Genomic DNA, 20,406 nt, shown 5'->3' with positions numbered 1-20,406 from the left:
GCTCGGCGGCGACCTGGGCGCCGCGCCGACGTCGCCGCCGCGACTCCGCGGGGTCGCCGAGGCGCCGACGGGCCGCGTCGAGCAGCGGCAGGTCCGCCTCGGTCCACGCGCGCGGGTCGTCGCGCTGCAGCAGACGCACCTCGTCCGGGGTGAGCCACGGCGCGCACAGCCGCAGGTACGCGGGCACGGACCACAGGTCCGCGACGAGGTCGGCGGCCTCGATGATGGGCCAGCAGCGCGTGAAGGTGCTGGTCAGCTCGGCATCACGCGTGAGTGCGCGACGCAGCTGGTCGACCGGGACGTCGTCCGTCAGGCCGTCGGTGATGATCTCGACGAGCGCCTCCCACGCCTGGTCGCGCGCCTCGTTGTGCGGGGTGCCGGGGTCGGGGGCGTCGAAGGCGTCGGCCCAGTCGTCGGCGCTCAACGACACCTCGCCCCAGGGCGTCATCAGACGCATGCCCTGCGTCGGCGGGCGCTCCGAGAAGCGCACGGCCGGCTCGATCGCCCGCACCATGCCCACCGACGCCTTCAGGCGCGCGACCCGCGGGTCCGTCTCCGGCGCCGCCGTCGCACCCTGCGGCACCAGGTCCCGCACCGTGCACGTCAGCACGCCCTCCTCGCCCAGCCCCGGCAGCGCGTCGGCGACGTAGGACAGGTACTGCCGGTGCGGCCCGACGAGCAGCACGCGCCCGTGCCGGTCCCGCAGGCGCGGGTCGGAGTGCAGCAGGTACGCGGCGCGGTGCACGGCCACGACGGTCTTGCCGGTGCCGGGCCCGCCGTCGACGACGAGCGGTGTCCGCGACGCCGCCCGGATGATCGCGTCCTGGTCGGCCTGCAGCGTGCCGAGCACGTCACGCATGTGCGCCGAGCGGCTCGCGCCCAGGCTCGCGATGAACGCGGACTGGTCGTCGAGCGCGGCGGCCTGGTCGTACCCCTCGGGCGTGAACACCTCGTCCCAGTAGTCCGTGACGCGCCCCTCGGTCCAGCGGTAGCGTCGACGGCTGACCAGGCCCATCGGGTGGGCGAGCGTCGCCGCGAAGTACGGCTCGGCGGCCGGCGAGCGCCAGTCGACGAGCAGCCGCTCACCGGTGCTCGTCGTCAGGCCCAGGCGTCCGACGTAGACGGGCTCGGGGCTGTCCTCGAGGACCATGCGCCCCAGGCACAGGTCCAGCCCGAACCGCTCGAGCAGCCGCAGCCGCCCGCTGAGCCGGTGGATGTCCTGGTCGCGGTCCAACGCGGCCTGGCCGTGACCGCCGGGCGCGCGGCGCAAGCGCTCGACGCGCTCGCGCAGGTCGGCGACCTGCTCGTCGAGCGTCGCGCCCAGTGCGGCGAACAGCTGCTCGTCGCGTTCGACGAGCGCCGGGTCGGCCTTGGCGGCGCGGGCGGCGGGCAGGGCGAAGGCGGACGTGGGCAGGGCAGGACGGGGTCCGGGCACGGCAAGGCTCCTCGGCAGAGGCGGGGACGCCGCGGGCGAGCGCGGCACGGGCACGATCATGCGCCCTCGCGGGGCCCTTGCCGCAAGAGACCCCCTGCGCTATACGTTGGGAAGGGAGATGAGGGTGGTTCTCCGGGGTCTCGGACGCCCAGGACCGTGCACGGCACGCCCTCGCCGCACGGCGTGCTCACCCGGGTCGATTCGTTCGGGCTGCCCACGTAAAGTCTCGCCATGGCAAACGCTCTGCATGTCTCCGTCCACGGATCCGACGACGCCGTCGGCACGCAGGACGCTCCGCTGCGCACGATCGACCGGGCCGCCCAGCTCGCACGCGCCGGTGACACGGTCACCGTCCACGCCGGCACCTACCGCGAGTGGGTCCGTCCCCGCCGTGGCGGCCGCAGCGACGAGCGTCGCATCACGTACCAGGCCGCCCCCGGCGAGCACGTGCGCATCACGGGCTCGGAGCAGGTCACCGGCTGGGAACCCGTCGGCGGCGGCGTGTGGCGCGTCGAGGTGCCGAACACGCTGTTCGGCGAGGTCAACCCGTTCGCGGTCGAGGTCGACGGCGACTGGATCGTCCGGCCGGGTCGTGACGACCCCAAGCAGCACCTCGGTGCCGTGTACCTCGACGGTCGTCGCCTGGGTGAGGTCGCGAGCGTCGACGCCGTCGCGAACGCGCCGCGTCGCACCGAGATCACGGACGACTGGACCGGCACGACCGTCCCCGTCCCCGACCCCGACTGGAGGCCGCGCGTCTGGCACGCCGAGGTCGGCCCGGACGTCACGACGATCCACGCGAGCTTCGGCGACGCCGACCCCAATGCGGCGCTGGTCGAGATCAACGTGCGCAGCGCGGTGTTCTTCCCCACCGACCACCACGTCGACTTCATCACCGTGCGCGGCTTCGAGCTGTGCCAGGCGGCGACGCAGTGGGCGCCCCCGACCGCCAACCAGCCGGGCCTGATCGGCCCCAACTGGGCGCGCGGCTGGATCATCGAGGACAACGACATCCACGACGCGACGTGCTCGGCGGTCTCGCTGGGCAAGGAGGCGTCGACGGGGGACAACTACGCGTCCGACCGCGGCGACAAGCCCGGCTACCAGTACCAGCTCGAGTCGGTGTTCTCCGCCCGGCAGATCGGCTGGGACCGCGAGCACATCGGCTCGCACGTCGTGCGCCGCAACCACATCCACCACTGCGGCCAGAACGCGGTCGTCGGGCACCTGGGCTGCGTGTTCTCGCGCATCGAGGACAACCACATCCACGACATCGCCAACGACCGCGCGTTCTACGGCCACGAGATCGCGGGCATCAAGCTGCACGCACCGATCGACGTCGTCATCGCGAACAACCGCATCCACGACTGCTCGCTGGGCATCTGGCTGGACTGGCAGACGCAGGGCACGCGCATCACGCGCAACGTCCTGTGGGCCAACAGCCGCGACCTGTTCATCGAGGTCAGCCACGGCCCGTACGTCGTCGACCACAACGTGCTGGCGTCGCCCGTGTCGGTCGAGAACCACAGCCAGGGCGGTGCGTACGTGCGCAACCTGCTGTGCGGGACGGTCGGCCTCAAGCAGATGCTCGACCGCGCGACGCCGTACCACCGGCCGCACTCGACGCAGGTCGCCGGGTACGCCGTCACGCTGACGGGCGACGACCGCTGGATCGGCAACGTCTTCGCCGCCGGGGACCTCGACGCGGCGTACGCGCCCGAGTCCTGGGGTCGCATCGGCTCGCAGACCGGCACCGCCGCGTACGACGGCTACCCGACGTCCCTGGAGCAGTACCTGACGGAGATGGGCGACCGCTGGGACGGCGACCACAACCGCTTCGGCAGCCGCGTGCAGCCGTACTGGTCGCGCGGCAACGTGTTCGTCGGGGGCGCCCGTCCCGCCGACGTCGAGTCCGACCCGCTGGTGCTCGAGGGCCCGGCGCACGTCGAGGTCGTCACCCACGGCGACGAGGTGTGGCTCGAGGTCGACGTGCCGGGCGCGGACGCCGCCGTGCTCGACACGATCACGGGCGCGGACCTGCCGCCCACGCGTCTGGTCGGCGCCGAGTTCGAGGACGCCGACGGCCGCCCGTCGGACTTCGGCACCGACCTCCAGGGTGAGCCGCTCGACGGCCCCCGTCCGGCAGGCCCGCTGACGGGCGGCCTGACCAACGCGCGGGTGCGCCTCCTCTAAGAACACCTGGCTCGCGAGATCGAGGAATCAGTGGACTGGCGTCCCCGATTCCTCGGTCTCGCGAGCCAGGGGGTGTGGGGGTCGGGCGGGGCACGGGGGAAGCCTCGTGATCGGTTAGCGTGACGGGGCGCTGTGGCTGCCGCCCACGTCCGGCCGCGCGGCGCCTCCCTCCCCCCGAACGGAACGCCCGCATGCCCGACGACCAGCACCTCGCCCTGCCCGACCCCGCGCCGGCCCCGGTCGAGGCGCCCGGCCCGCCCGAGGCCGACGACTCCCACTCCGTCCTGGCGGCGCTGCGCTCGCCGCGCCGGCTGCGGACCGAGACCCTGGCAGGGCTGGTCGTCGCGCTCGCGCTCATCCCCGAGGCGATCGCCTTCTCCGTGATCGCCGGGGTCGACCCGCGGGTCGGGCTGTTCGCGTCCTTCACGATGGCGGTGTCGATCGCGTTCCTCGGCGGCCGGCCGGCGATGATCTCCGCCGCCACGGGTGCGGTCGCGCTCGTCGTCGCACCCGTCGCGCCGCGGTACGGCGTCGACTTCCTGATGGCGACCATCGTCCTCGCCGGTGTGATCCAGGTGGTGCTGGGGCTCCTGGGGGTCGCGCGGCTCATGCGCTTCGTCCCGCGCTCGGTGATGGTCGGGTTCGTCAACGCGTTGGCGATCCTGGTGCTGATGTCGCAGGTGCCGCACCTGACGGGCGTGCCGTTCCTGGTCTACCCGCTGGTCGCGGTCGGTGTGGTCGTCATCGTGCTGCTGCCGCGCTGGACCACGGCCGTCCCGGCCCCGCTCGTCGCGGTCGTCCTGCTCACCGCCGCCACCGTGATCGGTGCCATCAAGGTCCCGACCGTCGGGGACGAGGGCCAGCTGCCCGAGTCCCTGCCGAGCCTGCTGATCCCGCACGTCCCGCTGACCCTGGAGACGCTCCGGATCATCGCGCCCTTCGCGCTCGCGGTCGCGCTCGTCGGCCTGCTGGAGTCGCTGCTGACGGCCAAGCTCGTCGACGACATCACCGACACCCACTCGAACAAGACCCGCGAGGCGTGGGGGCAGGGCGGCGCCAACATCATCACCGGCTTCTTCGGCGGCATGGGCGGCTGCGCGGTGATCGGCCAGACGATGATGAACGTGAAGATCTCCGGGGCGCGCACGCGCATCTCCACGTTCCTGGCGGGGGTGTTCCTCCTGGTGCTGGTCGTGGGGCTGGGCGACGTCGTCGCGGTCGTGCCGATGGCGGCGCTGGTCGCGGTGATGATCATGGTGTCCGTCGGCGCGTTCGACTGGCACTCCGTCCACCCGCGCACGCTGCGCCGGATGCCGCGCTCCGAGACGACGGTGATGCTCACGACCGTCGTCGTCACCGTGACGACGCACAACCTCGCGTACGGCGTCGGCGCCGGTGTCCTGGTCGCGATCGTGCTGTTCGCGCGCCGCGTCGCGCACTTCACGACGGTCACGCGCCTGGACGCGAGCGACGACGACGGGCAGCGGGTGTACGCCGTCGAGGGGGAGCTGTTCTTCGCGTCGTCCAACGACCTCGTCTACCAGTTCGACTACGCCGGGGACCCGCAGGACGTCGTCATCGACATGTCGCGGGCGCACGTGTGGGACGCGTCCACGGTCGCCACGCTCGACGCGATCCGGCACAAGTACGCGACCAAGGGCAAGCGCGTGACGATCGTCGGCATGAACGCCGACAGCGCGCAGCGGCACGACAGGCTGGCGGGGAACCTCGGCGCGGGACACTGACGGTTGCCTCCCTGATTCGACGTCTGTCAATATCGACGCATGTCGAACCAGGCCGCCGTCGCGGCCCCCCGTCTCTCCACCCTCGATCGCTGGCTCCCCGCCTGGATCGGGCTCGCGATGGTCGGAGGGCTGGCCCTCGGCCGGTTCGTGCCGGTGCTGGCCGACGTGCTCGCCCGCCTCGAGGTCGCCGGGATCTCGCTGCCGATCGGCCTCGGGCTGCTCGTGATGATGTACCCGGTCCTCGCCAAGGTCCGCTACGACAGGCTCACCGCCGTCACCGGCGACAAGCGACTGCTCGTCAGCTCGCTGGTGCTGAACTGGCTGGTGGGCCCCGCGCTGATGTTCGTCCTCGCGTGGGTCTTCCTCGCGGACCTCCCCGAGTACCGGACGGGTCTGATCATCGTCGGCCTGGCCCGCTGCATCGCGATGGTCGTCATCTGGAACGACCTGGCCTGCGGCGACCGCGAGGCCGCGGCCGTGCTCGTCGCGGTGAACTCCGTCTTCCAGGTCGTCGCGTTCTCGCTGCTCGGCTGGTTCTACCTGACCGTGCTCCCGGGGTGGCTGGGGCTCGACACCCAGGGGCTCGACGTGTCGGTCGGGCAGATCGCCGTCAACGTCCTGGTCTTCCTCGGCGTCCCCCTGGTGGCCGGCTTCGCGTCGCGCCGCATCGGCGAGCGGACGTGCGGGCGCGAGTGGTACGAGGAGCGGTTCGTCCCGCGGATCGGGCCGTGGGCGCTGTACGGCCTGCTGTTCACGATCGTCCTGCTGTTCGCGCTGCAGGGCGACGCCGTGACCCGCCACCCCCTCGACGTCGCACGGATCGCCGTGCCGCTCCTGGCCTACTTCGCCGTGATGTGGGGCGTCGGCCTCGCCGCCGGCCGCACGCTGGGGCTGGGGTACGCGCGCTCGACGACGCTCGCGTTCACCGCCGCGGGCAACAACTTCGAGCTCGCGATCGCCGTGGCCATCGGCACGTTCGGCGCGACGTCGGGTCAGGCGCTCGCCGGGGTCGTCGGCCCGCTCATCGAGGTCCCCGTGCTCGTCGGCCTCGTCTACGTGTCGCTGTGGGCGCGCCGCCGCTGGTTCCCCCCCGACGGCTCGGCTCCCGCCCGTGCCGTCCAGGAGATCCGCTCATGAGCCCGTCCGCTCCCGCCGTCGACGTAGCCGCCTGCACCCCGGCCCCCGACGCCCACGCGCTGGGTGCGGACGCCGCCGCCCGGCTCGCGCCCGTGCTCAAGGCGCTCGGCGACCCGCTGCGCCTGCGGATGCTCTCGTTCGTCGCCACCAGCACGACGGGGGAGGCGTGCGTGTGCGACATCGCGTCCGTCGCCGACGTGTCCCAGCCCACGGTCTCGCACCACCTCAAGGTCCTCAAGGACGTCGGGGTGCTGACGTCGCAGCGGCGTGGGACGTGGGTCTACTACCGCGTCGAGCCCGCGCTGCGCGGTGCCGTCGCGACGCTGCTCGACGCGTTCGTCCCCGCTGTCCTCGGCACGATCCCGGACCGCACGACCCACTGACGTGACCGCCCTCGACCGGAGGACCACCATGACCCACCAGACTCCCCAGCCCGCGAGCAAGCCGACCCCCACCGTCCTCTTCGTCTGCGTCCACAACGCCGGCCGCTCCCAGATGGCCGCCGGCTGGTTGCGTCACCTCTCCGGTGGCGCCGTCGAGGTCCGGTCCGCCGGCTCGATGCCCGCCGAGCGGATCAACCCGGTCGCGGTCGAGGCGATGGCGGAGGTGGGCGTCGACATCCGCGCCGAGCAGCCCAAGGTCCTGACCCCCGAGGCGGTCCGGGCCTCCGACGTCGTCGTCACGATGGGCTGCGGCGACGCGTGCCCGTTCTACCCCGGCACGCGCTACGAGGACTGGCAGCTCGACGACCCCGCAGGTCAGGGCATCGAGGCGGTCCGCCCGATTCGCGACGAGATCCGCGCCCGCGTGCTGGCGCTGCTGGACGAGCTGGGCGTGAGCCCCGTCGGGACGCCGGCCGGTACCGCCTGAGACGAGCCGCTCCGGGCCGGACGGCCCACGCGCTCAGGCGCCCCCGCGCTCACACCTCCAACGCACCCCGCGCCACCGACACCCCCGAGTGCGCCGGCTCGCCGTCGAGCGGCTCGTCGCTGACGTCCACCACGGGGAACTCCGCGAGGTCCAGCCCGGGCGGCAGCGCGAACTCGCCGCTCGTGCCGTCGAGCGTGCCGAGGCTCACGAGCCCCGACACGTCCGGCTTGAGCAGCCACACCTCGAGGAAGCCCTCGCCCGCGGGGGCGTCGTCCAGGTCGACGACGAGCGTGCGCGAGCCGTCACGGGCGGTGCGCACCTCGGCGGTGCCGCCGGGGGTCCAGCCGGGCAGCGGCTCGAGGACGGCGCTGGCGACGACCGTCGAGGGGTCGGCGCGCAGCTGGGACCACGCCGTGGCACCGGCACCGCCGACGACGAGCCCCGCGGCCGCGGCCGCCGCGAGCCACGCGCCGCGCAGGCGCCGCCGCGGGGCCAGCGGCGTCACGGTCGCGCCGGAGGCGCCGGGCGCGGGGTCGGCAGGGCGGGCCGTCAGCTCGCCGCGCGCTGCCGCGTGCGCGCGCTCACCGAGGTCGAGCTCGGCTGCGACCCGGTCCCACACCTGCGGCGCGGGTGCCACGAGGTGCGGCTCCGGGCCGGACTCACGGGCCAGGTCGACGACGCCGCGCAGTGCCGCGACCTCCTGCGAGCAGCGGGGGCAGGCGGCGACGTGGTCGAGGTCCGCGGCCTCGCCCACCGGCTCACCGAGGGCGAGGAGGGCAAGGGTCTCGTCGTCCACGTGCAGGTCATCGGACAGCACCATCCACCTCCCATCGGGTCCGCAGGCGCGCCAGGCTACGTCGCACGTGACTCTTGACCGTCCCGAGCGGCAGCCCCATTCTCGCGGCGATCTGGTCGTGCGTGAGGTCGTCGTAGAACGCCAGCCGCAGGATCGTGCGCTGCGGGTCGCCCAGGTCGTCCAGCGCGTCCGCCACGACCACGCGCTCGACCACCCGCTCGTCGAGCGTCACGACCGGCACGCGGTCCGGGTCCGGCACCACCTGCGGCTGCTCGCGCAGCCGCCGGTCGCGCGTCCGCCGCTCGTGCGCGTCCGCGACCGCGTGCTTGGTGATCCCCAGCAACCAGGCGGGCAGGCGGGCGCGGTCCGCGTCGAACCGCGCCCGGCCACGCCACGCCTCGACGAAGACCTGCTGCGTGACGTCCTCGGCCTCCGACGCGTTGCCCAGCGAGCGCAGGGCGACGGTGTGCACCAGGGTCGACCACCGGCGGTAGGCCTCGCCGACGGCAGCCTCGTCGCCCGACGCGAAGGCGCGACCGAGCGCCTCCACGTCGTCGGGCACGGTGGCCGACGTGCTCACCCACGCTCCTTCCGTCACCGCCACGGGACGGCCCCCACCTCGTGCTCGCCACGCCGCTCACCCACCTGCGGCGTCCACGACGGGGTCTGCTGTCACCGCGACGTTGTCGGCATAGTGCCCGACTTCGCGGTCGAACGCCCCTCCACACGTCACCAGCACGATTCTCGGCGCTCCCACCCGGTCGAACCACTGCTCGACGGGGGCGTCGCTCTTCGGCACCTGGGTGACCTCCCGGACGGCGTACGCGTGCACCACGCCGTCCGACGTCGTCACCTCCACCCGCGCCCCGACGGGCACGTCCCGCAGCCGCGAGAACGGCCCGATGCCGGTGGTCCAGGAGTCCACGTGCGCAGCCACGACGGTCGCCCCCTCCGGCGACGCCGGGGCCGGCCCGTAGCGGTACCACCCGGCACGGTCCGCGTCCTGCGGGATCTCCATCGTCCCGTCCTGCTCGACCCCGACCGCGTCGATCGGCATGTCGAGCCCGAGGTCGGGGACGACGAGCCGCACGGGGGCGGGTGCCGGTGCGGGTAGCGAGCCGAGGCCCGCGTCCGCGACCGGGACGTCCGGGACCGCCGGCCCCGCAGGCGTGGTCGGCGACGTCGTCGCTGCCGGGGCCGAGGACGACGGGGGCGCGTCGGCGGGGGTCGACCCGCACGCGGCGGTCAGGACGACCAGGACCGCCAGTGCCACCGCGTGCAGCGCTCGCAGGGGGCGGCGGGCAGCGGGCGCGCCCGGCGGCCGACCGGCCGGAGCCGGTCGGTCGCCGGGCACGTCACGCCTCACGTCGCGTCTCGCCGGCAGGGCGGTCAGCGACGCGTCGTGGCGCGCTGGGCCACCTGACGCCCGGCCACGCCCAGACCGGTGAGGCCCGCGGCGACGAGCATGGTCAGCGCGACGGGGAGCACCGCCGAGCGGTCGTCGGCCGCGAGACCGACCTGCCCCGCCTGCACGCCCGCGGGGTCCGAGTGCAGGCCGGTGACGGTCTGCGTCGCGAGCGCCAGGTTCCCCGCCTCGGCCGAGCCCCACGCGTAGACGATCGTCAGGGCGCCCTCGGTGACGGGGACGTCCGCCGGGCCGAGCAGGGCCGGCTCGGTGGTGCCCGCCGCGACGACCGACGCCGAGACCGTGCCGGCCGGCAGGTCGAGCGTCTGCTCGTTCGGGTTGGTCAGGTTCGTCACCACGGCGGTGCCGCCGGCGAGGACGTCGACGGCCGGTGCGGCGGCGACGTGGCGGACCGTGAGGCGGCCCTGACCGGCGGCGGTCGGCTTGGTGTCGTTCGTGAACAGGGTGGCCGTCGGCGCGCCCGCGGTGTCGAGGTGAGCGACGGCCGTGTAGTTGCCGCCGGCCTCGAGAGCCAGGTCGACCGGGCCGATCGCGGGGTCGGAGTCGTCCGCGGCGTCGGCCGCCGTGATGGCGACGCTGTACGTGCCGGCGGGCAGGTCCAGCGGGCCCGCGAGCGTGCCGGGCGTGAAGTCGTCGAGCGTGCGCTCGCCGTTCACCCACACGTCGACCGTGAGGTCGGGCACCCCGTGCAGGACCGCGAGCTTGGCGGAGCTGCCCGTGGCTGCGGAGGCGGGGAGCGCCGCGAACGAGGCGACGAGGCCGAGGGCCAGAGCACCGGCAGCGGTGCCGGTGAGAAGTCGTGCGCGCATCGGAGGGTCCTTCCGTGGGGCCCGCGGTGGCGGGCGAGGACGTGCTGACACCCCTACTTCCCTCCCAGGGGCGGATCCGGATGCACCTGCGACGAACTTTCTTCCGTGGCGTCCGCGCGGTGACCTGCGCGAACGGGCTTGCGCAACACCGGCATTGCGTAAGAAGAGCCTCTGACCTGCGGGTAGGCAAGCCGTTCCTTGGTGGCGGGCGCGCCTCGGCGGGTCTAGCGTCGGTGCTCCACGCCCCACTCCCCGGAGGTCCCCATGAGCACCCTCGCAGAGCTCCCCGCCGTGGCCGAGTGCTCGGTCGCCGGCTGTTCGTACAACGACCACTCGTCCTGCCACGCCGCAGCCGTGACGATCGGCGGCGTGGGTGACGCGCAGTGCGCCACGTTCATCCCGCTGGGCGTCAAGGGCGGGCTCGACCGCGTCGTCTCGCACGTGGGCGCCTGCCAGCGGCAGGACTGCTCGCACAACTCGCACCTCGAGTGCGCCGCGCCGTCCGTGCGCATCGGCGCCGGTCACGACATCGCCGACTGCCTGACCTACACGGCGCGCTGACGTCCCGGCCGACGTGTCAGGGGTGCTCGGTGAGATCGAGCATCGTGCGGACCAGCGCGCCCGCCCGCGGGACGAGCTCACGCTCACCGGGCAGCAGCCCGGGCGCACCCGACCGCAGGGCGACCGCGTCGTGGAGCGCACTCAGGGGTGAGATGTCGCTCGCGTGCAGGAACGCGGCCAGGACCGCGCGCGCCGCCTGCGAGTAGTCGCCGCCCGCGTCGACCGCCACCTCGGCGATCAGCACCGCGGTCACCGCCACGTCCAGCTCCGGTGTCCCTGTCGACGCGTTCGCCCAGTCGACGACCATCGGGCCGTGCTCCGTGAGGACGACGTTGCCCGGGTGCAGGTCGAGGTGCACGACGACGGGCCCGCCGCCGAGCTGCGGCCAGTTGCGGTCCCGCGGCACCTGCCAGGACGGCGGCGCGGGGACGGCATGGAGCATCGCGTGCAGGTCCGCCAGCACGTGGGCGGCGTCCGGCAGCGAGAACTCGCCCGCGCCGAGCGCCTGCAGCAGCGTCGGACCGTGCATCCGGGTCATGACGATGTCCGGGCCGTCGGCGCCGAGCACGTCGGGTGCGGGGAAGTCGTGCGAGCGCACGTGGCGCAGGAGGCCGACCTCGGGCGCGGCGTCCCGGCCTTCGCGGTAACGCCGGAGCACCCGCTCGTCGTCGATCGCGTACACGTCCGCGGACGAGCCGGAGGTGAGTAGGTGACCCGGGACGTCGTCGGGCGGCGCGAAGGCGTGCGGAGCCACGTCACCGGGGTGCATGAGATCGACGGTAACTCCGATCTCCCCGATCTGCGAGGGATGTCCGACGCCGATCTCGACGGAGCCCACCGTGGGGCCTCACACCGTCGGGCCGGTGCCCTCCGCCGGGTCGTCGGGAGCCCGGCCCCGGTCGACGTGACGACCGTGCCCGGGTGTCCCCGGCTCCGTCGATCCGTAGGGCCACCGGTCGGCGTCGAGGACGCCGGGCGGCAGCGTGCGGCTCACCCGCCCGGTGGCGTCCGGACCGCCGAGGCCCCCGGGGCGGCCCGGAGCAGAGGAGTCGGCAGGGCCGGCAGGGCGGGGGACGCCCTCCCACGGCTCGGGTCGTGACACGTGGGACAGGCGCTGCACGGCCTCGGCGTGCGTCTCGGGCAGCGGCTCCACCCACACGCGCACCGGCTGCCGGACCGAGACCCGCACGTCGACGTCCTCACAGCGACGCGCGATGTCGGCGCGCAGGTCGGCCACGCGGCCGTCCACGTCGTCGTCGGTGCGCGTCAGCACGACGAACACGCCGCCACCCAGCGTCGCCATCGGGTGCCCGGACCCGAAGGCCTCGCGCAGCGCCGCACCCACCGCCGCGGAGCGCGCCGCACGCATGAGGCCCGTGACGTGACCGGCGGCCACGTCGACCACGGTCAGCCCGTGCCGGAGCGCCGGGTCGACGTCGTCCTGCTCGGCCTGGAGGTACGCCTCGGCGAGCCGCACCGCGAGGTACTGCTGCGTGGGCAGACCGGTCTCGGGGTCCACGCACGCACCCGTCGTCACGAGCACCGCCTGCGCGTCCGCCCAGCCCTCGTTGAGGGCGCGGACCGCGTCCAGCGGCGGCATGGCCCGCCCTGTCGAGCGGTACAGGCAGACGAGGTCGTCGAGCGCCTCGCCGACACCCACGCCGTGCTCGCCGCGGGCGCGGCCCAGCTCGAAGGCGGCCGTCGACACGTCGCAGTCCGCGAGCACCGCGACGGCGAGGGCGTCCACCGCCGGGTGGTACCAGTCGGAGGGGCGCCGCCAGACCGACGCGACGCTCTCCTCGCGCCAGCGCTCCCGCAGTCCCTGGGGGAGCGCGTGCCCGTCCTTCTCGATGTTGGTCGTCACACCGGTGGAGAGCGCTTGCGGCGACGATCATGACGCGGGTACGCAGGTTTTCACCCGGTCGGTCCTCCGGATCACCCGCGCACAGCCGGCCGGGCGCACCTGCGGCGGGTCCGCGACCAGCGCAGCCGCGTGGCACGGCCCGCGGGTTCCCGGACGCATCGCCCTGTTCATCCCATCGGTCGGATATGGCAGGCTGTCACAGCGAGGTCGCCCGGGACGGACGCGGCCCGACGGCGACCTGATGGGAAAGGTGGCGTGGCCACAGGCGGGAGCGACGTCGACGTCATCGAGGATGACGCCGCGCTCCTGCGCGCCACCCGCGAGGGCGATGCGGCGGCGTTCGGCCGGCTCTACGAGCGTCACGCCGGGGCGGCCCTGGTCGTCGCCCGGCAGTACAGCGACTCCGCGGCCGACGCCGAGGACGTGGTGTCGGACGCGTTCGCCAACGTCCATCGCGCGCTGCGCGGCGGCGGCGGACCCGAGAGCGCCTTCCGGGCCTACCTGTTCACCGTCGTGCGCCGCGTCGCGACCGTGCACCGGACCGCCGGGCGCCGCACGCAGCCGACGGACGACGTCGCGGTCCTGGAGACCGCCTCGACACCCGTCGAGACGGCCGAGGAGCCCACGCTCGCCGGCTTCGAGCGCAGCGTCGTGGCCCGGGCCTTCCGCTCGCTCCCCGAGCGGTGGCGCGAGGTCCTGTGGCACAGCGAGGTCGAGGGGCTGACGCCGGCACAGATCGCCCCGATCGTCGGCCTCACCGCGAACAGCACGGCCGCGCTCGCCTACCGCGCGCGCGAGGGTCTGCGGCAGGCCTACCTGCAGCAGCACCTGCAGGACCCGCTGGACGACGGCTGCCGCGCCGTCGCCGGCAAGCTCGGCTCGCACGTGCGCGGCGGGCTCGGCGCGCGGGACACACGACAGGTCGAGGGGCACCTCGAAGAGTGCGGCGAGTGCCGCGCGCTCGTCCTCGAGCTGGGCGACGTCAACCACGGGATGCGGGCCGTCGTCGCCCCGCTCGTCCTGGGGCTGCTCGGCCTCGGTGCGCTCGCGCACGAGCTGCCCGTCGGCGGCGGGCTCGCTGCCGGGGCGGCCGCGCTCGCCCAGCAGGGCGGTGCCGCGGCATCCGGTGGGACCGGCGCCGGGGCGGCGGCCGGGGGCACGGGCGCGGCGGGTGGGGGCGGTGCGGGGGCGGCAGCGACCGGCACCGGCGCGGCGGTGGGCAGCACGGCTGCGGGGGCCACAGCCGCCGCGGGTACGGCGACAGGGGTCGCCGGGGTGTTCGCCGGCGTCTCCGCGGGTGCGATCGCCGCCGCGGTCGCGGTGGTCGCGGTGGTCGCCGTCGTGATCGTCGGTGCTGCCCAGCTGCTGGGGGGACCCGACGACGTCGTCGCCGAGCCGACGCCCGGCGTGTCCGGCGCCTCGCAGACCGGGGGAGCCACGCCCTCCGCGGACGCGACACCGTCACGCAGCGCGGCGCCCTCCCCGACGGCCGTGCCCGAGCAGGACGACGACGCGGCCGAGCCGCGCGAGGCCGGCGACGACGCGAGCGACGGCGGGGCGGCCGCGCGTCCCCGTGCTGCCGGCCCCGCCGTCGCACCGGTCGTGGACCCGGTCGGCGTGCCGGGCGCGGCCCCGACGGCCGAGCCGACGACTGGACCGACCGTCGAGCCGACGGCCGGGCCCACGCCCGAGCCCACGCCGACCACCGACCCCCCACCCGCACCCGCGGACGTCGTGATCGCGGCACCCGAGGGCGGCATCGAGCTGATCGCGGGGGTCGCGGGGCAGGCCATCACGCTCACGGTGAGCAACGCCGGGGGGCAGCCCGCGGCAGCGCTCGAGGCGGACGTCGCCCTGCCGTCCGGTGTCACGCTGACGGCCGGCGCGCTCGCGGCCGCCGGCTTCGGCTTCTCGCCCGCGGACGCCACCGCCTGGTCGTGCGTCACGAGCGCCGACGAGGGCGCCGCGACCTGCGCGCTGGCCGAGCTGGCGCCCGGGCAGGACGCGGTCCTGTCCCTGACGGTCGCGGTCGACGAGTCCTACAGCGCGTCCGGCGACGAGGAGGTCCGCGTGCGGATGTCCTGGGACGGCGGCACGTGGAAGCCCGACGCCATCCGCGTGCGGGTCGCGCCGTCGCTCGCGCGCCTCACGTTCGGTCAGCAGACGCCGAGCGACGTGCAGCTGGTCGCGGGCCGCTCGCGGGTCCTGCAGGTGCCGGTGCGCAACGCGGGTGGCACCGGTGTGACGGTTGATGCTCCCGCCGTCGTGGAGCTCCGGCTCCCGGCCGGGGTGTCTGCGACGGCCTCCGCACCCTGGTCGTGCACGCCCGACGACGACGGCGTGGTCACCTGCCGCCACCGCGCGCTCGCGGCGTTCGAGAGCTCGACGCTCGACCTCGTCCTCACGAGTGCGAGCGGGACGGCCCCCGACGAGGGGTCCGTGCACGTCCGGCTCATGCCGTCCGCGCACCGGCCGGTCGAGACGCACGACGTGAGGTACCGGCTCGTGCGACCGGCGGTCCTGTCCGCCGACGCGCCCACGGAGCTCGCCGTGGCACCCGGCACCCCTGCCGCGGTCGCCGTCACGGTCGCCAACGACGGCGACCTAGCCGCGGCCGGGACCACCCTGACCCTGACGGCGCCGGCGGGAGCGACGCTCGCCCCGGCCGACGGTGATGGTTGGACGTGCTCCGGTGACGGCAGCAGGGCCACCTGCACCGCCGGCCTCGACCCCGGCGCCAGCAGGACGCTCACGACCTCGGTAGAGGTGCCGGTCGGGACGGTCGGACCGCTCGGCGCCGTGACCGTCGGCCTCGCGCACCCCGACGCGGACATCGCCGTGGCGTCCCACGCGGTCGCGCTGACCGCCGTCGAGCCGGTCCTGTCGGTGAGCGGCGCCACCGCGGTCGTCGACACGACGCACGGCGGCACGCTCGCGTTCGTCGTGGGGGTGTCCGGGGCGCGCGACGACGGCCGCCCGGCCGCGGCCGCCGCCGACGTGCGCGCCGCCGTGACCCTGCCGCCCGGGGTGACGATCGACCGCACCGCCACCGGCGGCCGCACCGAGGCCTGCACGGGCACGGGTCGCACCGTGACCTGCGCGCTGGGTGAGCTGTCCGCCGGCGAGACGCTGCCCGTCGAGATCCGGTTCCGGGCCGCGGGCGCCGTGCGCGGCGCGGTCGACGTGCTCGTGACCGCGACGGGTGCGCGGCCCGCGACGACGTCGACGCAGGTCGTCGTGTCGTCCGCCAACCTCACGCCGGTGTGGTCGGGCGTCGGCGACCTGGAGGTCGTGGAGGTCGGCGCCCCGCTGCTCCTGTGCGTCGACACGTACGCGCTGGAGTGCTCCGCCGCGCACCGCGAGAGCAGCAACAACGGGCTCGACATGCGTCCGATCGACCAGGTGCCGCCGGAGGGCGACCGCCCCAGGATCCCGGTGTCCTCCGAGACGTACCTCCACGTGCCGGACTCCCGTCCGGTCGTCTGGGCCGGCCTGTACTGGTCCGGCGTCATCGGCCCCCGCGACGCCTGGAGCGGGCCGCGCGACACCGCACGGCTGCGGGCTCCCGACGGGACGTGGAGCGACGTGACCGCCGGCTCCGTGACGGACGTGTCCGACGCGAGCGGGCGACGGTACTACCAGGCCGCCGTCGAGGTGACCGACCTCGTGGCGCGGGGCGGCGGTGGCGCGTGGGCGCTCGCCGACGTGGCCGTCAGCGACGGACGCACGGACCGCGACCCGAGCTACTACGCCGGGTGGTCGCTCGTGGTCGTCCACGGGACGCCCGCGGCCCCGGGCACCGCGGGGGCGGCGTCGGTGACCGTCCACCAGGGCGGCGCGTGGATCGGGACCTCCGCGCCGGCACCGGCGTTCGCGTTCGTCGGCGAGCCCGGTGCGCGCACCCGCATCGGCGTCGTCGCGTGGGACGGCGACCGCGGCAACACGGGCGACCGGCTGACGCTCTCCGAGGTCGGGCCCCTGCGGCCGCTGCGGTGGGACGGGTCCGCGGTCGTCGACCGCGGGTCCGCCGACAACGCGTTCGACTCCACGGCGACCGGCTGGGCCTACCCCAACTCCCTCGGCGTCGACGCCAAGGGATTCGCCGAGGTCGAGCTGCCGTCCGGCGTCGGCACGCTGACGCCGAGCACGACCGGGGACCAGTACCTCATCGGCGTGGTCACCGTGCGCACGGCGCCGGCGGCCGGTCGATGACGCCGGCCGGCTGACGACGCCCCGACCGGCCTGAGGCGTCGCTCGCGCGTGCGCTGACGCCTCGCCCGCGCGTCCTCAGCGGAGCGGGTTGCCGCAGCTGTGCGACGTGCGCGCGGCGGGCAGGGCGGACAAGAAGGTGCGCTGCCGAGCCGGACGGGGTCCCCCGATCCCGTGCGCCGGCCCGGCAGCGCGTGTCCTCAGCGGGCGTCCCCCGAGCCGCTGAGGACGTCAGGGGTGCCCGCCGGGGAGTCGTCCACCGGGTCGAGCAGCCGTAGGTGGGGCAGGCGGTCGCCGAAGCGACGGACCTCACCGGTCGTTCCGGGCACGAGCGACAGCGCCGCGAACGTCTCGGAGCCCGGCAGCGCCTCCTGCGCGAGCTCGCGCAGGAGGTCGGCGGTCTCGGCGATCTCGTGAGCCGTGGGCCGGCGGGGGGCGCCGGCGTCGCCGGGCTCGACCTCGGTCTCCTCGGGCAGGCTCACGTAGAGCACGAAGCCCGCGCGCGGGCCGTGGGGCGGCACGGGCGCGACAGGGACGGGACGGTGGACGGCGCGTGGGCGGCGCAGTCGTGCAGGTGAGGTCATGGGAGTCTCCGAGCTCGGGGTGACCGGCGGCGGGGCCTGCGGCGGTCGGTGGACGGACGGGCTGAGGTCGGCGGGTCAGGACCGACAGCAGCTCGGGTACCACCCGGACGCATGCGCGCTGTCGACGACGCGGGCGCGCACAGGGGACGTCTCGGAACTCACCGGACGATCGTGACACGACGCCCGGGGTCACCCCAAGGGGTTACTCGCGGCGTCTCAGGTCTTGGGATCGCTTCCACGGCACTCCAAGAACTGTTCACCCCGGTCGGGACGTTCGGCGGCGGAGCCGTCCGTCGACTGCCACACGTCCGTCCGGAGGTCAGACGATGCCGTAGAGCCGGTCTCCCGCGTCACCCAGGCCGGGCACGATGTACGCCTTCTCGTTCAGGCGCTCGTCGACGGCCGCGACCACGACCTGCACGTCCGCGCGGTCCCCGACGAACTCCTCGACGACCCGGATGCCCTCCGGCGCGGCGATGAGGCAGACGGCGGTGACGTCACGCGCGCCGCGCTGCAGCAGGTAGTCGATGGAGGCGACCAGCGTGTTGCCCGTCGCGAGCATGGGGTCCAGGAGGAAGCACTGGCGACCCGTCAGGTCCTCGGGCAGGCGGTTCGCGTACGTGATCGCCTCGAGCGTCTCCTCGTCGCGCTGCAGACCGAGGAACCCGACCTCGGCCGTCGGCAGCAGCCGCGTCATGCCCTCGAGCATCCCGAGGCCCGCACGCAGGATCGGCACGACGATCGGGCTCGGGTCGGCGAGCTTCACACCCGTGGTCGTCGCCACGGGCGTCACGACCTCGACCTCGCGCGTGTGCACGTGACGCGTCGCCTCGTAGGCGAGCAGCGTCACCAGCTCGTCGACGAGCTGGCGGAACGTGGGGCTCGGGGTGTTCGCGTCACGCAGGACCGCGAGCTTGTGGGCGACGAGCGGGTGGTCGGCGACGTGCAGGCGCATGCTCGCCAGGGTAGTGCGAGGATGCCCCCGGTCGCCCGGGACGGGGTGCCCGGGCGCGGATGGCGTGCGGCGCGCGACGTCGGCGGCCGTGCACGAGGTCGAGGGCAACGTGGTGGCACGGGGAGGTGGGACGTGGAGCATCAGCCGGCAGCGGAGGCGCCCCGCGTCGTCGTCGGCCCGTCGTCCCCCGCGGCGACGCCCGCGGACGAGGCGGCGATGGGCCTCGCGCTGGCGGAGGCGCGTGCCGCGCTGGCCACCGGCGACGTGCCGGTGGGCGCCGTCGTGCTCGGGCCGGACGGTGCGGTCGTCGGGCGTGGTCGCAACCTGCGGGAGGCCGACGCCGACCCGACCGGGCACGCCGAGATCGTGGCGCTGCGCGCGGCCGCGACCGCCCTGGGGACCTGGCGCCTGGACGGCTGCACGCTCGTCGTGACCCTCGAGCCCTGCCTCATGTGCGCCGGTGCGGTGCTGCAGGCGCGCGTCCCGCGGCTGGTGCTGGGCGCATGGGACGAGAAGGCCGGTGCGTGCGGCTCGCAGTGGGACGTCGTCCGCGACCGCCGCGCCCTGCACCGCGTGGAGGTGGTCGCGGGCGTCCGCGCCGAGGAGTCCGCCACGCTCCTGCGCACGTTCTTCCGCCCGCAGCGCTGACCGCCCACGCTCGCCGGCCGCGCGACCCACCTCGCCCGCTGCGCCGCCAACCTCGTCCGCTGCACCGCCAACCTCGCCCGCCCTCGCCGCCCCCGCCCTCCGCCCAGGCCGCCCCCGCCGCCGAGCGCGGCACACACCCGCCGAGCGCGGTACTCGTTCGTCCCGCGCTCGGCGGCTGGGTACCGCGCTCGGCGTGGGCGCGTGCGCTCGCTGGGGCCTCAGTGGGCCGGTGTCGGAAGGAGCTCGGCGAGGTCGGTGAGGGTCTCGCTCGTGCCTGCGTCGAGCGTCATCGTGGCGTAGGCGTCGCCGCGCGTCGCGCCGCGGTTGACGACGATGACGGGCCGGCCGGACTGCGCGGCGTGGCGCACGAACCGCCGCCCCGAGTGCACGGTCAGCGACGAGCCCGCAACGAGCAGCGCGTCGGCGGCGTCGACCATCGCGTACGCGCGCTTGACCCGCTCACGTGGCACGTTCTCCCCGAAGTACACGATGTCCGGCTTGAGGATCCCGCCGCACTCGCGGGACGCGTTGTCGGGGTCCGGCTGCCAGCACGCCTGCACCCGGAAGTCGGCGGTCTGCTCGACCACCGCGTCGGCGTCCGGCGCGATCTCGACGTCCGCGACCTGCCCGACGCGCTCGACGAACCCGGGGTTGAGCGCCTCCAGCCGGTCCGCGAGCTCCGAGCGCGGCACCACGCGCCGGCACCGCAGGCACACCACACGGTCGTAGCGACCGTGCAGGTCGATGACGTTGCGGGACCCCGCGGCCTCGTGCAGCAGGTCGACGTTCTGGGTGATGACGCCGAGCACGACGCCCCGCTGCTCGAGCGCCGCCAGCGCCCGGTGCCCGGCGTTCGGCACCGTGCGGTGCACGTGCCGCCAGCCCACGTGGTTGCGCGCCCAGTAGTGCCGCCGGAACGCCTCGTCACCGACGAACTGCTGGAACGTCATCGGCGTCCGCGGGGGAGAGTCCGGCCCGCGGTAGTCGGGGATGCCGGAGTCCGTGGACACACCCGCCCCCGTCAGGACCGTCAGGCGGTGCCCCGCCAGCAGTGCGACGACGTGCGCGAGCGAGCCCTGTGTCACGGGGACGGACGGGGACGTGCTCACCTCTCCACGGTACGACGCACCGGCGCGCGGTCGCCGCCGGAACGGATTGGGTCCGACGGCGCCGA

Annotated in this window: 18 protein-coding genes; 8 read left to right on the top strand and 10 right to left on the bottom strand. The window is 74.9% G+C overall.

All coding sequences use genetic code 11. The annotated features are described in order from the left end of the window. Positions 1 to 1,435 (bottom strand): RNA polymerase recycling motor ATPase HelR (helR, locus tag IR158_RS17055; RefSeq protein WP_291815033.1); only part of this gene is annotated, 1,435 nt, incomplete at its 3' end. A gap of 231 nt (positions 1,436 to 1,666) precedes the next feature. Between helR and IR158_RS17050 the strand changes: the two genes are divergently transcribed. The 5 genes from IR158_RS17050 (at position 1,667) to IR158_RS17030 (ending at position 7,380) form a co-directional block, all read left to right on the top strand. Then, complete coding sequence (locus IR158_RS17050; RefSeq protein WP_291815032.1) at positions 1,667 to 3,628, top strand: right-handed parallel beta-helix repeat-containing protein; 1,962 nt, start codon at positions 1,667 to 1,669, stop codon at positions 3,626 to 3,628. Between the two features lie 191 nt (positions 3,629 to 3,819). Continuing rightward, positions 3,820 to 5,373, top strand: coding sequence for a SulP family inorganic anion transporter (locus tag IR158_RS17045; protein WP_291815030.1), 1,554 nt, complete (start codon positions 3,820 to 3,822; stop codon positions 5,371 to 5,373). 39 nt (positions 5,374 to 5,412) lie between these two features. Then, positions 5,413 to 6,510, top strand: a complete 1,098-nt coding sequence (gene arsB, locus IR158_RS17040) for an ACR3 family arsenite efflux transporter (protein ID WP_291815028.1) — start codon at positions 5,413 to 5,415, stop codon at positions 6,508 to 6,510. After that, a complete protein-coding gene (locus IR158_RS17035; protein ID WP_291815026.1) occupies positions 6,507 to 6,893 on the top strand; it encodes a metalloregulator ArsR/SmtB family transcription factor in 387 nt (128 codons plus the stop codon). Before arsB ends, IR158_RS17035 begins: the two co-directional genes overlap by 4 nt. Positions 6,894 to 6,921: 28 nt before the next feature. Continuing rightward, complete coding sequence (locus tag IR158_RS17030; RefSeq protein ID WP_291815014.1) at positions 6,922 to 7,380, top strand: arsenate reductase ArsC; 459 nt, start codon at positions 6,922 to 6,924, stop codon at positions 7,378 to 7,380. A 49-nt stretch (positions 7,381 to 7,429) separates the two neighbouring features. Here the strand turns inward: IR158_RS17030 and IR158_RS17025 are convergent, their stop codons facing one another. The 4 genes from IR158_RS17025 to IR158_RS17010 form a co-directional block, all read right to left on the bottom strand. Continuing rightward, the gene (locus tag IR158_RS17025) at positions 7,430 to 8,200 is read right to left on the bottom strand and encodes an anti-sigma factor (RefSeq protein ID WP_291815011.1); all 771 of its coding nucleotides are present in this window, start codon (positions 8,198 to 8,200) and stop codon (positions 7,430 to 7,432) included. Further along, on the bottom strand, positions 8,184 to 8,756 hold the full coding sequence (locus IR158_RS17020) for a sigma-70 family RNA polymerase sigma factor (RefSeq protein WP_291815008.1): 573 nt from the start codon (positions 8,754 to 8,756) through the stop codon (positions 8,184 to 8,186). Before IR158_RS17020 ends, IR158_RS17025 begins: the two co-directional genes overlap by 17 nt. Positions 8,757 to 8,813: 57 nt before the next feature. Further along, positions 8,814 to 9,449, bottom strand: a complete 636-nt coding sequence (locus tag IR158_RS17015) for a class F sortase (protein ID WP_291815006.1) — start codon at positions 9,447 to 9,449, stop codon at positions 8,814 to 8,816. Between the two features lie 116 nt (positions 9,450 to 9,565). Beyond that, positions 9,566 to 10,411: a DUF4397 domain-containing protein gene (locus tag IR158_RS17010; protein ID WP_291815003.1), complete on the bottom strand. Its 846-nt coding sequence runs from the start codon at positions 10,409 to 10,411 to the stop codon at positions 9,566 to 9,568. 264 nt (positions 10,412 to 10,675) lie between these two features. Here IR158_RS17010 and IR158_RS17005 point away from each other — a divergent pair, with 264 nt between their 5' ends. Further along, positions 10,676 to 10,972 (top strand): DUF1540 domain-containing protein, encoded by a 297-nt coding sequence (locus IR158_RS17005; RefSeq protein WP_291815001.1) that lies wholly within the window; start codon positions 10,676 to 10,678, stop codon positions 10,970 to 10,972. A 16-nt stretch (positions 10,973 to 10,988) separates the two neighbouring features. On the opposite strand, the gene IR158_RS17000 is transcribed toward IR158_RS17005, so the two are convergent. Both IR158_RS17000 and IR158_RS16995 read right to left on the bottom strand, forming a co-directional pair. Then, entirely contained in the window at positions 10,989 to 11,741 is a 753-nt protein-coding gene (locus IR158_RS17000) for an aminoglycoside phosphotransferase family protein (RefSeq protein WP_291814998.1), read from the bottom strand. A 78-nt stretch (positions 11,742 to 11,819) separates the two neighbouring features. Then, complete coding sequence (locus IR158_RS16995; RefSeq protein WP_291814996.1) at positions 11,820 to 12,836, bottom strand: hypothetical protein; 1,017 nt, start codon at positions 12,834 to 12,836, stop codon at positions 11,820 to 11,822. Between the two features lie 255 nt (positions 12,837 to 13,091). Here IR158_RS16995 and IR158_RS16990 point away from each other — a divergent pair, with 255 nt between their 5' ends. Next, entirely contained in the window at positions 13,092 to 17,048 is a 3,957-nt protein-coding gene (locus IR158_RS16990; protein ID WP_291814993.1) for a sigma-70 family RNA polymerase sigma factor, read from the top strand. Between the two features lie 197 nt (positions 17,049 to 17,245). On the opposite strand, the gene IR158_RS16985 is transcribed toward IR158_RS16990, so the two are convergent. Both IR158_RS16985 and upp read right to left on the bottom strand, forming a co-directional pair. Next, positions 17,246 to 17,629, bottom strand: a complete 384-nt coding sequence (locus tag IR158_RS16985; protein WP_291814989.1) for a hypothetical protein — start codon at positions 17,627 to 17,629, stop codon at positions 17,246 to 17,248. Positions 17,630 to 17,948: 319 nt separating this feature from the next. Further along, on the bottom strand, positions 17,949 to 18,584 hold the full coding sequence (gene upp, locus IR158_RS16980) for a uracil phosphoribosyltransferase (RefSeq protein ID WP_291814986.1): 636 nt from the start codon (positions 18,582 to 18,584) through the stop codon (positions 17,949 to 17,951). Between the two features lie 216 nt (positions 18,585 to 18,800). Here upp and IR158_RS16975 point away from each other — a divergent pair, with 216 nt between their 5' ends. Further along, positions 18,801 to 19,232: a nucleoside deaminase gene (locus IR158_RS16975; protein ID WP_291815035.1), complete on the top strand. Its 432-nt coding sequence runs from the start codon at positions 18,801 to 18,803 to the stop codon at positions 19,230 to 19,232. Between the two features lie 218 nt (positions 19,233 to 19,450). Here IR158_RS16975 and IR158_RS16970 read toward each other — a convergent pair whose 3' ends face one another. Next, the gene (locus tag IR158_RS16970; RefSeq protein ID WP_291814984.1) at positions 19,451 to 20,341 is read right to left on the bottom strand and encodes a Sir2 family NAD-dependent protein deacetylase; all 891 of its coding nucleotides are present in this window, start codon (positions 20,339 to 20,341) and stop codon (positions 19,451 to 19,453) included. Positions 20,342 to 20,406: the final 65 nt, after the last annotated feature.

This window comes from Cellulomonas sp. (genome assembly GCF_015234515.1).
Lineage (GTDB): Bacteria > Actinomycetota > Actinomycetes > Actinomycetales > Cellulomonadaceae > Cellulomonas.
Note: the sequence above shows the minus strand (reverse complement) of the source record. Positions and strands in the feature narration are given on the sequence as shown.